Genomic DNA, 11,959 nt, shown 5'->3' on the forward strand with positions numbered 1-11,959 from the left:
CCCCGCCGCAGATCACGGCGGGCGGTTTTTTCCGCTCCTTTCGGGCCTTTGAAACGGAAAATGCCCCCGCCGGAACTCCGGCAGGGGTATTTTCTCATCCTCTCAATGGAGCAGCTCGTCGGCAATGGCGTCCGCCAAGGACTCCAGCCCCCGGCGCTGGGCCTCCTTGACAGAGGACTTCAGCGTCACGGTCCCCTCCATCACCCGCATCTCTTTCATCTCCTCCAGGAGCTTGGTCATCAGCATCCCGGAGCGGGCGGCCCAGGTGCCGTTCTCGATCAGGGCCACGGAACGGCCCCGGAGACCGTGGCAGGCCAGATCCCGCAGGAAGTTCTCCATAGGGGTGTAGATCTCCCCGTTATATGTAGCGGAAGCCAGCACCAGATGGCTGCACCGGAAGGCCTCGCTGACAAGGTAGGACACGTCCGTATGGGACACGTCGTACAGGGAGATGTTCTTTACGCCCCTCTCTGCCAGGCGGGCGGCCAGGATCTCCGCGGCGTTCTCCGTGTGGCCGTAGATGGAGCCGCAGAAGATGGCCACGCTCCGGTCTTCGGGGGTGTAGGTGCTCCAGCGCTGGTATTTCTCCAGGAACCACTCCAGATTCTCCCGCCAGATGGGACCGTGGAGGGGACAGATCATCTGGATCTCCATCCCGGCGGCCCGCTTCAGCAGGGACTGGACCTGGGCACCGTACTTGCCCACGATGTTGGTGTAGTAGCGGCGGGCATCGTCCAGCCAGTCCCGCTCAAAGTCCACCTGATCGGCAAAGATGTTGCCGTTCAGGGCGCCGAAGGTGCCGAAGGCGTCGGCGGAGAACAGCACCTTGTCGGCGGCGTCATAGGTCACCATCACCTCCGGCCAGTGGACCATGGGGGCCATCAGGAAGGTGAAGGTGTGGCGGCCGGTGCAGAGGGTATCCCCCTCCTTCACCACCACAGCCCGGTTGGAGATATCACAGTCAAAAAACTGGCTGACCATGGGGACAGTCTTGGCGTTGGCCACCACCTGGGCGCCCGGCCAGCGGCGCAGCAGCTCGCCCAGGGTGGCGCAGTGGTCCGGCTCCATGTGATTCACCACCACATAGTCCAGGGGCCGGCCGGCCAGGGCAAACTCCAGGTTCTCGAAGAACCGCTCCCCCACGGCCTTGTCCACCGTGTCCAGCAGGACGGTCTTCTCATCCAGCACCAGATAGGCGTTATAGCTGACGCCCCGGGGAATGGGAAACACATTCTCAAACTTCGCCAGCTGCCGGTCAGAGCCTCCCAGCCAGTACAGGTCCTCGTGGATGTTTGTCACGCAATGCATAGTTGCTTTTCTTCCTTTCTAACGCGTTAAACGCAGCAAAGCGGTGTAGCGTTATTATCCTACACCGCTTTGCGTATTTCGTCAAGCCTCCCGGAACCGCTCCAGCACTTCCGCGTCCCGCTGCCGCTGTTCCTCGATGGACTGCTGCAGCAGCATATCCTTCACTTTCATCAAACGGGTGGTGGTGGCCCGGTCGTTCTCGTCCAGCTTCATGGTGATATACCGGATGGCATCCTGGGTGTTGGGGATCACCACGTACTCCAGAGCGTTCACCCGGCGGCGGGTCTTTTCGATCTCCTCCGCCATCAGCTGGGCGGATTTCTCCACTTCCGCCAGCTTCAGCATCTTCCGGAACACCTTTCCCAGGGCGTCCACGGCCGTGTCCAGCTCGCCGGAGGTGGCCGCGAACCCGTAAGGGTAGATGTCCGCGTCAGACCGGGTCTGCGTCTGGAAATCATACACCGGCACGTTAACCGACATGATATTTTTGGTGGTCTGCGTCAGCTTCACACTCTGCTTGGGGTCCAGCAGCGCCTGTTCCAGCGCCTGGGAACTCATGAGCGCAGAGGCCACGGTGAAGGCGCCGTGGACTGTCATCAGCTCCTCCTCCACCTCCTGCCGCAGAGCGCGGACCTCCCGCACCGTGTCCAGAAACTGCTTCATCAGCTCGTCGCGCTTGTCTTTCAGCAGCTTGTGGCCCCGCTGGGCAGTGCGGAGCTTGCCCTTCAGGCGGGTGAGCTCCATCCGGGTGGGGTTGACCGTGATATTGGGCATCTGTCAATCGCCTTCTTTCCATCCTGGCCTGGGAGCCCGCGGTCAGCGGCCCGGCGCCTCCGCGCCGCAGCAGACGCGTGGCAAATCCTCATCATGGGCCGCAGCCAAGAGAGGGCGGCCGCCAAAATCCCGGGGTCCCCGGAAGGGGCTCACAGCTCCTTCTTGGGCCAGTACTTTTCGATATACTCCGGCTTGATCCGCTTCAGCTCGCTCTTGGGCAGGATACTCAGCAGCTCCCAGCCCAGGTCCAGCGTCTCCTGGATGGAACGGTTCTCCTCGTAGCCCTGGTTCACATACCGCTTCTCAAACTCGTCGGCGAATTTGGCGTACAGCAGGTCCGTGGGCGTCAGAGCCGCCTCGCCCAGAATGGACATCAATTCCTTGTTGTCCTTGCCGGTGGAGTAGGCCGCGAACAGCTGGTTCATGGTGCCGGAGTGGTCTTCCCGGGTCTTGCCCTCGCCGATGCCCTTGTCCTTCAGACGGCTCAGAGACGGCAGCACGTCCACCGGCGGGTGGATGCCCTTGCGGTACAGCTCCCGGCTGAGGATGATCTGCCCCTCGGTGATATAGCCCGTCAGGTCGGGGATCGGGTGGGTCTTGTCATCCTCCGGCATGGTCAGAATGGGGATCAGCGTGATGGAGCCCTTCTTCCCCAGCTGGCGGCCAGCCCGCTCGTAGATGGTGGCCAGGTTCGTGTACAGATACCCAGGGAAGCCGCGGCGGCCGGGGACCTCCTTCTTGGCGGCGGAGACCTCCCGCAATGCCTCGGCGTAGTTGGTGATGTCAGTCATGATGACCAGCACGTGCATATCCTTCTCAAAGGCCAGATACTCCGCGGCGGTCAGGGCCATCCGGGGGGTGGCGATGCGCTCCACCGCCGGGTCGTTGGCCAGGTTCGAAAACATGACCGTCCGGTCGATGGCGCCGGTGCGCTTGAACTCGCTGACGAAGAACTCCGACTCCTCAAAGGTGATGCCGATGGCGGCGAACACCACGGCAAACTTGGAGGTGTCGTCTCCGATCACCTTGGCCTGCCGGGCGATCTGGGCCGCCAGATTGGCGTGGGGCAGACCGGAGCCGGAGAAGATGGGCAGCTTCTGCCCGCGGACCAGGGTGTTCAGCCCGTCGATGGTGCTGACGCCGGTCTGGATGAACTCGTTGGGGTAGTCCCGGGCCGCCGGGTTCATGGGCAGGCCGTTGATGTCCCGGTACTCCTCCGCCAGGATCTCCGGCCCGCCGTCGATGGGCCGGCCCATGCCGTTGAACACCCGTCCCAGCATATCGGCGGACACGCCCAGCTGCAGCGGATGGCCCAGGAAGCGGACCTTGGCGTCCGCCAGATTGATGCCGGCGGCGGACTCGAACAGCTGCACCACCGCGGTGTCGCCGTTGACCTCCAGCACCTGGCCCCGGCGGACGGAGCCGTCGTGGAGCTCCACCTCCACCAGCTCGTCATAGGTGACGCCGTCCACCATGCGGACGATCATCAGAGGACTGGCGATCTCCTCTACCGTTCTGTATTCCCGGATCATGCGTCCTCTCCTCCTTCCTCCGCAATGGCGGTGATCTCCTGCTCCATCTCCGCGGAGATCTGCTGGTAGACCTGCTGGTACTCCTCAGCCGGCACGCTCTTGGCCCGGCCGATCTTCTCACGGGACGGAACGGCGAAGAGCTTCGCCACCGGCGCGCCCTTGGAGATGGCCTCCCGGCACAGCCGGTCGTACCGCAGGACCATGGCCAGCAGCTTTTCCTGCCGGTCGTAGCTGGAGAAGCTGTCCACATCCGCAAAGGCGTTCTGCTGCAGGAAGTCCTCCCGCACCATCCGCGCCACCTCCAGCGTCAGCTGGTCCGCCGGGGACAGGGCGTCCTTGCCCACCAGCTGGACGATCTCGTTCAGGCTGGCCTCACTCTGGAGGATGCTCATGGCGCTGGCCCGGTCCTCCAGGAACTCCGGTCCCAGGTTCTCGTCAAACCAAGGCTTCAGGGAGTCCAGATACAGGGAGTAGGAGTTCAGCCAGTTGATGGCCGGGAAATGGCGCTTGTAGGCCAGGGACGAATCCAGGGCCCAGAAGACCTTGACAATCCGCATGGTGGCCTGCGCCACGGGTTCGGACAGGTCGCCGCCCGGCGGCGACACGGCGCCCACGGCGGTGAGGCTGCCCCGGCGGTCATCGGAGCCGATGCAGGCCACGCTGCCGGCCCGCTCGTAGAACTGGGCCAGACGGGAGGCAAGGTATGCGGGGTACCCCTCCTCGCCGGGCATCTCCTCCAGCCGGCCGGACATCTCGCGCAGGGCCTCCGCCCAGCGGGAGGTGGAGTCAGCGATGACCGCCACGTCGTAGCCCATGTCCCGGAAGTACTCCGCGATGGTGATGCCCGTGTAGACCGACGCCTCACGGGCGGCCACGGGCATGTCGGAGGTGTTGGCGATCAGCACCGTCCGCTTCATCAGGGACTCCCCGGTGCGGGGGTCCTTCAGCTCCGGGAACTCCCGGAGCACGTCGGTCATCTCGTTGCCCCGCTCGCCGCAGCCGATGTAGACCACGATGTCCACATCCGCCCACTTGGCCAGCTGGTGCTGCACCACAGTCTTGCCGGAGCCGAAGGGCCCGGGCACGGCGGCGGTGCCGCCCTTGGCAATGGGGAACAGGGTGTCAATGACCCGCTGGCCGGAGCACAGCGGCCGCTTGGGGGGATATTTGTGCTTGTAGGGCCGCCCGATCCGGACCGGCCACTTCTGCACCATGGTCAGGGGCACGTCCTCCCCCTTGTCGGTGCGCAGGGTGGCCACGGTCTCCTCCACGGTGAAGGAGCCGCTCCTGATGTCCGTAATGGTGCCGCTCATGTTGGGAGGCACCATGATCTTGTGGAGCACCACCGGCGTCTCCGGCACGGTGCCGATCACGTCGCCGCCCTCCACCTTTGTGCCGGGGGTGACCACGGCGGTGAAGTCCCACTTCTTCTCCCGGTCCAGGGCGGGGACCTCCACGCCCCGGGTGATGTTGGCACCCACCTTCTCCACGATCTTCTCCAGCGGCCGCTGGATGCCGTCATAGATGCCTTCGATCATGCCGGGGCCCAGCTCCACGCTCATGGGAGCGCCGGTGGTGACCACCTCCGCCCCCGGTCCCAGGCCGGAGGTCTCCTCGTACACCTGGATGGAGGCGGAGTCCCCCTTCATCGTCAAAATCTCGCCGATCAGCCGCTGGGGGCCGACGCGGACCACGTCGGACATATTGGCGTCCGCCAGGCCCGTGGCCACCACCAGCGGTCCGGATACCTTCACAATCTTACCGCTCAAACTCGCTCAACCTTCTTTCACACCAGTTTCGCCGGAAGGACCTCCGGCGCGAACCGCCGGAGCCAAGAAATAGTGCCCGGAAAAACCCGCGGTTTTTCCAGTTCTCCCACCGTAAGGCAAAAGAAAAATATTCATCATGTCCGCCGCAGCGTGTATGCGGTGAACAATCCCCGACTCAGCCGCCTGGGGCGGCGTCCACCAGTCCGCGCCCAAGCCGCTGGAAGCGGCGCGGAAATCCCCTTGGGTGCAGACCGGCGCGGGAATTCAGCGCAGGCGGGTTCGCCCGCCGGCACATCTCAGGGAAAACAGCCGAAACGCCGCCAGAGGCGGAAAAGCGGGGCTGTTTCGAGGAAGGCCCCCGGTCGGCAGGTGCGGCAACACCTGCTGACCGGCTTGGCCCGACGGTGTGCACACGAGGCGCGATTGCGGCCCAAACAGGGTCGAAAATCGCAATGCCATAGCGGCGTCAGCCTGTTCTCCTCAGAGGATATCCGCGCCCACCGCTCTCTGAATGGACTGCTGGATGTTGTTCATACCGATGCCGAGAGAGCCCTCCCGGCCGGGGATCAGGATGATGGCGGGCCGCAGCTCGTCCTTATACCGGTCCAGCACGTCCGGCAGGTCCTTTGCCAGCTGCTCCGTCAGATAGATGATGCCGCAGTCACCGCTCTTTGCCAGCTCCCGGATGGTCTCCCGGGCCTCCTCGGGGGCGGTGACGGGATACGTCTCCAGTCCCAAGGCCCGAAAGCCCATGACGGACTCCCAGCTGCCGATCACGGCGATCCGATACGTTGTGGCCATGGCGCCGCCTCCTTACACATAGCTTGCCCGCAGGCGGGTGCGGATCACCGCCGGGTCGATGCCGGCGGCGCGGCCCATCAGCAGGATCCGCAGGTTCGTGTACTCCGTCTCCCGTGCGGCCAGATAGCTTACCAGAGGGGCCTCGCCGAAAGGCACGGACTGAGCGCCCGCCAGATAGTCCCCCACCGCGTCGTCACAGAGCTTTTCAAACGCCGTCAGGGGGCCGCCCTTCAGGGCCTCTGCCCCTGCCTCCGCGGCGTCGCGGAAGCGAGTGGCGCCGTAGAGCTCCCGCAGGCCCGCGGCCCCGCTGGAGGCGGCCTTTGCCACCGCATCCGGAGCGAGGTCTCCCCCCTCCAGCAGCGCGCCCAGGAGGAAGTCCGCCCCCTTTCCCATGCGCAGCGTCCGCACCGCCGTCCGCAGGTTCACTGCGTCAACCTGCACCGCCACATAGCCCCGGAGGAACGCGCTGCCGGTCTCCTCTGCCAGGGCCGCCATATCCCGGTAGCACCACCGGTCCAGCACGATGTCGCTGAGCTGGGGATCTCGGGTGGTGTCCAGCACCTCCCGGGCCTCCGCCACGGCCGCGGCCAGCGTCTCCGGCAAGCCATCCAGCTCCCGGGAGCGGACCGCCTCTGCCAGTTCGGCGGTGCTTACCCGGCCCATGTCCATCAGCATACGGTCCGGGGCGGTGCCCACAGCCTCCGCCTTCAGCAGGGCCTTCACATTATGATAGTCGTATTTCACTTTGAAGAGATCGATATACCGGGCGTCCGGCGTTCCCTCCGCCAAGTCGGCCAAGGTGGCCTCCCGCACGGCGGACAATGCCGCGTCCATGGCCTCCGGCCGCCGGGGATCCAGCTGGGGATACCCCCACTCCTGCAAGAGCTTCCCCGCGTCCTCGCCGCTTTTGGCATCCAGGATCTGCTCCATCCGCTCCGCCGTCAGAAGCCCTGTCTCCAGGGCCTTCACCCGGGCGGAGATCACCAGGTAATCGGTGTCCTTGATGGTCTTTGCCAAACCGACGCCTCCTTCCTCACGCCTCCGGGAACAGCAGCTTCGCCACCTCGCCGGCGGTCTGCTCCCGCTCCGCGCGCACCAGGGCGTCAAAGGTGCAGTTGACCTCGATGCGCCCATCCTTCAGGATGAAGCCGCCCGAGATGTCGCGGGTCTCCTCCGACACGGCCAGCATGGCCGTGCCCTGCGCGAAGGCGCTGACGCCGGCGGCCACCTTGTTCAGAAGATTGGCTACCACGCCGTCCCCGAGGGGCAGCTCCGGCGCGGCCTCCTTGGCCAGCAGCTCGTTGGCCCGGGCCACAGCCGCCTTGCCGGCGCCCTCCCGATCCTCCGGGGAGAAGACAACCTCCTCCCGTCCGGTGGAGGACGCCCGCGCCAGCAGCGCCGCCAGCAGCTCCACATACTGTTCCTGCGGCAGGGAACGGAGCTTTTCCAGCGCCCGCTGGTAAGCCCGTTCCACCATCTCCTGCTTGGCGGTCAGAAGCGTCTTCCGGGCCTCCATCTGGGCGGCGCTGACAAGGCGCTCCTCCCGCTCCGCCGCGGCCCTCTCGCTCTTTGCCAGCAGGTCCCGGTCCTCGGCCTCCGCCTGGGTGCGGAACTTGTCGGCCGCGGCCTCCGCCTGGGCGGCGGCGTCCGCCAGGATGCGGTCGATCTCCGCCTGGGTGTCCGCGCCGATCCGCTGTGTGATCTTGTCGATACCGTTCATACTCTGTCCCCTTTCTCCAGGGTCAGCCGCTGATGTTGATAATCATGAGCATGGAGGCCAGCAGGGACAGGATCGCGTAGAACTCCACCGTGATGCACAGCACCATGCCCTTGGACCAGTCGTCGGGCTTCTTGGCCAGCAGGTTGATGGACCCGGCGGCCACGCGGCCCTGGGCGATGGCAGAGAACAGGCCGCCCAACGCCATGGGCAGGCAGGCCACGAAATACCGCAGCCCCTCCTGCACGGTCATATCAAAGGCGGTGCCGTCCAGCAGCCCCATGCGGAACACCGCGAAGAACCACACCACCAGGCCGTACAGACCCTGGGTGCCGGGGATCACCTGGAGGATCATCACCTTGCCGAACTTGCTGGGATCCTGGCACAGAAGCCCCGTGCCCGCCTCGCCTGCGATGCCGGTGCCTTTGGCCGACCCGATGCCCGAGAGGACCGCTGCCAGACCAGCGCCCAGCAGACCCAATGCCAAACCGCCGAATGCCTCAAAGAACTCCATATCTCGATTCCTCCTCAGTCTTTTTGAATATCCACGTATTTTGTATCCACCGCCAGGGGGCGGAAGGGCTTTCCGCCGTCCTGATAGAAGTTTTTAAAGAACTCCAGGCACTGGAGCCGCAGGTCATGGACGTAGCAGCCCAGCAGATTCAGCGCGAAGTTCAGGGCGTTTCCCGCCATGGAGACGATGAAGAACACCACCACGTTGCCGGGGATGGCGCCCAAGGTGTTGAACACCTGAGCGATGACGCTGCCGGACAGCATCAGGGCCATCAGCCGGGAGTAGGACAGGATGTCCCCGAAATAGCCGGTCACGTGGTTGTACAGGGAGCCGAAGATCCCGGTGATCTTCCCGAATCCCTTTCCGTTGATGACAGGCCCGGCCACCACCAGCACGATGCCCGCATACAGCACCAGGTTCGTCACCTCCAGCACTGCCAGCGCGATTCCGGCGAAGACCACCCACCAGGTGATCTCCTCCCAGAACGCGTCCAGGAACTGTCCGCGCTTCAGCTTCCCTACCACGCTGATCACCATGCCGGTGAGGATCTGGACAAAGCCCAGGCACATGGCGCCCACCAGAATCATCAGCGTGTCGTCCAGCGGCGTGAACAGGGCTGGCAGGGCGAACGTGCTCTCCGGGTGGATCAGCTGGGCCAGCTGGGTGAGGAAATCGCCGAAGAAACCGCCTGTCAGGGCGCCCATCACAAAGGTGCTGATGCCGCACAAGCCCAGCAGGCCGAAGAAGTGCTGCATCGTTCCCTTCGGGCGGTATGTCCGCAGGACAAAGACGGAGGCCAGCATCATCAGCAGTCCGTATCCCATATCCGCCATCATCACGCCGTAGAAGAGGATGAAAAACGGCGCCATGAGGGGGTTGGGGTCCACATTGTCATAGGCAGGCAGGGAGTACATCTCCGTCACCATGTTCAGCGGCCGGGTCAGACAGTTGTTCTTCAGCTTCACCGGCACCTCCGGATACTCCTCCGGCGCGGGATCCGCCGCCTCCCAGGCACAGCCCAGGCGCTCCAGCAGGGCGCTCACGTCCGCCATGCGCTCCGCCGGGGCCCATCCCTCGAAGAAGACAATGGTCCCGTCGGTAAGCAGCCGCTCCGCCGCGCTCTCCCGAGCGGTCTCCGCTGTCAGCCGGTCCGCGTAGGTCCGCAGGGTGTCCCGCTCCCGGGCGCTCTCCGCAATGGCCGCCTCGGCCTCCTCCCGCCTGCGCTGGAGCTCCTCCAGCTGCCGGTCGGTCTGCTTCAGATCCGCTGCCGCCGTGCCGGTGACCCCCGGAAAAGCAGCCGCGCTGAAGCCGTGGGCCCGCAGGACCTCCATTACCGGCTCCTCCGCCGCCCGGTGGCAGAGGAGCAGCAGGTATCGCTGCTGCTTGTCGGCGCTGATCTCCAGCAACTCCGCAGGCAGCGCCTCCAACTCCAGCCGCAGGGCGCCCACGTCCGTTCCCGCGGGGCAGGTCCCCAGGCGGGAGAGCACGTGCTCCGTTCCCTCCGCCTCCAGCGGCAGGTCCAGATCCTGCCAGGGCAGCAGCCCTGCCCGGCGAGCCTGAAGGCGGGACATCTCGGTCTGGATCCCGGAAAGGGTCCGCAGCCGCTCCCCCACGTCCTGGGTGACGGTTTTGGCCTGCGCCTCCAGTCCACCGCCCAGAAACTCCTTCTCTGTGACGAGCCTGCGCTTGACAAACAGCCCGTCCTTCACCTGTCCGTACCGCCGCATGGCGGCCAGGGCGGTGTTCACCTCCGCCAGGGCGCCTTTGGCCTCCGCCAGGCGGGAGCTCTCCCGCTCCAGCAGGCCGGACCAGTCCTCCCCGGCGGTCTCCGGCTCCCGGATCTCCACACAGCCCAGCCGCTGGAGCTGCCCCAGCAGCTCTTCCCGGCAGGCTGCCATGGCGATCACCCGGAGCCTCTTCATCTTTACAATGGCCATGTCAGTCTTTCACAACCCTTCCGACAATGAGATCGGCAGCCATGTCCAGCCGCTTCTCCGCCTCACGGCGCAGGCGCTCCGCCTCCGCCTGGGCTTCTTGCCCGATCTCGTCTCCTCTGGCCGCAGCTCTTGCCTCCGCCTGACGGAGCAGCTCCCGCCCCCGGTCCGCAGCGGCAGCCCGCGTCTGCTGCAAGAGCGCAAGACCGTCCCGCTGTGCATCGGCGACGATCTGTTTCGCCTTTGCTTCTGCGGAGGCCTTGCGCTCCCGGTTATCCGCCTCCACGCGTGTGATGTTCTCGATGACTTCCAGTGGCATCTTCTTCACCTCTTTCCTGTCATGGGGCTTCTCTATGCGAAATGGATGGCTTCAGGGCCTCCCTGCCGCCGCTTGCCGGCGGCAGGAATACCCGGATGGTCGTCTATAGCGCGTCGTTCCTTTCCAGGGCAGTCTCCCCGTTCGTCTTATCTTAGGCAGCTTCGGGGGCAATTATCCGCGGAGTGCGCCCAAGTCTTTGCGGTCGATCTGCGGGCTCAATCCGGCTTTGACCAATGCATGTTTTTCGACCGGCTCACCATTCGAGCGTTCAGATCCGGCGGTGCTCAACCCCGCGGCTCTTTTTCCTCTTTCTTGGTGCTCCGGTCCAGCAGGGTGGCCAACTCGTTCAGTTCTGTCCCCGCCTGGTCCATCGCCCGGGGCAGCTGAGACAGGTTGACCTCAACTTTCCGCAGCTCCGCCGTCACATGGGAGGCGGTGGACTCGAAGGAGGACATCAGCGTCACATACTGGGCCCGGAACAGCTCCACCGTGCGGCGCAGCCTGGCGGTGGTGGACGCCTCCAGCTCAGCGGCCCGTTTGTGGGCGTCGCACTCGATGTCCCCCACCCGGTCCCGGAACTGGGCGTAGGCCTCCGCCTCCGGCCGGAGCCGCTCCAGCTCAGCGGCCAGCCGTTCAGCCTCCGGCTTGAATGCCTCCAGCCCCTGCCGGGCTGTGCGCTCCTGCTCCAGCTCGGACTGGGCCTGCTCCCGGAGGGCGGTCTCCGTCTCCAGCCGCGTCTGCAGCTCCCGGACCTGGGTCCGCAGGCTGTCCGCCTCTGTCTGCAGGTCCTCGTTCTCCTTCTGCAGCCTCTCCTGGACGGCGGCGGCCTCCTTGGCAGTCTGCTCAATATAGTGGATCACATCCTGCTTGTCGAATCCGCCGAACGCGACGCTTTTGAATGCGTAGTTCTCCATGGTCCGCTTCTCTCTTTCCCGAATGAAAACTTTAACTCCACTTTAGCACAGAACCCCGGCGTTTACAAGGGTTTGAAAATTAACATAAAAAATCCAAAAAAACTCTTGCATTTTGAAATCAGACATGCTATTATAATAAAGCTGTCCGGCAGGACAGGATGTGCGCCCTTAGCTCAGCTGGATAGAGCGTCTGGCTACGGACCAGAAGGCCGGGGGTTCGAATCCCTCAGGGCGTACCAGGAAACCCGCTGATTTCTTTGAAATCGGCGGGTTTTTTGTACTTTTTCGAGGTGTTTATTTTTCTGACCCACGATTTGACCCATTCACTGCCCCATTTGCCGCTTAAACTGTACCCCATAAAATGGACACATTGGATT

11 protein-coding genes and 1 tRNA gene are annotated in these 11,959 nt (G+C 64.5%); 1 reads left to right on the top strand and 11 read right to left on the bottom strand.

Annotation, left to right across the window (positions count from 1 at the left end; all coding sequences use genetic code 11):
* Window positions 1-102 precede the first annotated feature (102 nt).
* The 11 genes from HMPREF1546_RS15740 to HMPREF1546_RS15790 all read right to left on the bottom strand — a co-directional run bounded on the left by HMPREF1546_RS15740 (window position 103) and on the right by HMPREF1546_RS15790 (window position 11,582).
* Window positions 103-1,308, bottom strand: coding sequence for an FprA family A-type flavoprotein (locus HMPREF1546_RS15740; protein ID WP_021751471.1), 1,206 nt, complete (start codon window positions 1,306-1,308; stop codon window positions 103-105).
* An 81-nt stretch (window positions 1,309-1,389) separates the two neighbouring features.
* The gene (locus HMPREF1546_RS15745; protein WP_021751472.1) at window positions 1,390-2,082 is read right to left on the bottom strand and encodes a V-type ATP synthase subunit D; all 693 of its coding nucleotides are present in this window, start codon (window positions 2,080-2,082) and stop codon (window positions 1,390-1,392) included.
* Window positions 2,083-2,231: 149 nt separating this feature from the next.
* A complete protein-coding gene (locus tag HMPREF1546_RS15750) occupies window positions 2,232-3,614 on the bottom strand; it encodes a V-type ATP synthase subunit B (protein ID WP_021751473.1) in 1,383 nt (460 codons plus the stop codon).
* A complete protein-coding gene (locus HMPREF1546_RS15755; protein WP_021751474.1) occupies window positions 3,611-5,383 on the bottom strand; it encodes a V-type ATP synthase subunit A in 1,773 nt (590 codons plus the stop codon). Before HMPREF1546_RS15755 ends, HMPREF1546_RS15750 begins: the two co-directional genes overlap by 4 nt.
* Before the next feature lie 480 nt (window positions 5,384-5,863).
* Window positions 5,864-6,184: a V-type ATP synthase subunit F gene (locus HMPREF1546_RS15760; RefSeq protein ID WP_021751476.1), complete on the bottom strand. Its 321-nt coding sequence runs from the start codon at window positions 6,182-6,184 to the stop codon at window positions 5,864-5,866.
* 12 nt (window positions 6,185-6,196) lie between these two features.
* Complete coding sequence (locus tag HMPREF1546_RS15765) at window positions 6,197-7,201, bottom strand: V-type ATPase subunit (protein WP_021751477.1); 1,005 nt, start codon at window positions 7,199-7,201, stop codon at window positions 6,197-6,199.
* Window positions 7,202-7,217: 16 nt separating this feature from the next.
* Window positions 7,218-7,904, bottom strand: coding sequence for a V-type ATP synthase subunit E (locus HMPREF1546_RS15770; RefSeq protein WP_021751478.1), 687 nt, complete (start codon window positions 7,902-7,904; stop codon window positions 7,218-7,220).
* Between the two features lie 22 nt (window positions 7,905-7,926).
* The gene (locus tag HMPREF1546_RS15775) at window positions 7,927-8,415 is read right to left on the bottom strand and encodes a V-type ATP synthase subunit K (RefSeq protein ID WP_021751479.1); all 489 of its coding nucleotides are present in this window, start codon (window positions 8,413-8,415) and stop codon (window positions 7,927-7,929) included.
* Between the two features lie 14 nt (window positions 8,416-8,429).
* Window positions 8,430-10,352, bottom strand: a complete 1,923-nt coding sequence (locus tag HMPREF1546_RS15780) for a V-type ATP synthase subunit I (RefSeq protein WP_021751480.1) — start codon at window positions 10,350-10,352, stop codon at window positions 8,430-8,432.
* Between the two features lies 1 nt (window position 10,353).
* The gene (locus HMPREF1546_RS15785; RefSeq protein ID WP_021751481.1) at window positions 10,354-10,668 is read right to left on the bottom strand and encodes a hypothetical protein; all 315 of its coding nucleotides are present in this window, start codon (window positions 10,666-10,668) and stop codon (window positions 10,354-10,356) included.
* A gap of 284 nt (window positions 10,669-10,952) precedes the next feature.
* Window positions 10,953-11,582 carry a hypothetical protein gene (locus HMPREF1546_RS15790; protein WP_021751483.1) on the bottom strand — a complete coding sequence of 210 codons (630 nt, stop codon included), beginning with the start codon at window positions 11,580-11,582 and terminating at the stop codon, window positions 10,953-10,955.
* Window positions 11,583-11,744: 162 nt separating this feature from the next.
* Between HMPREF1546_RS15790 and HMPREF1546_RS15795 the strand changes: the two genes are divergently transcribed.
* Window positions 11,745-11,821: transfer RNA gene (locus HMPREF1546_RS15795), tRNA-Arg, on the top strand.
* The last annotated feature ends 138 nt before the right edge of the window (window positions 11,822-11,959 follow it).

The sequence above is a fragment of the Oscillibacter sp. KLE 1745 genome (genome assembly GCF_000469445.2).
Classification (GTDB): Bacteria; Bacillota; Clostridia; order Oscillospirales; family Oscillospiraceae; genus Oscillibacter; species Oscillibacter welbionis.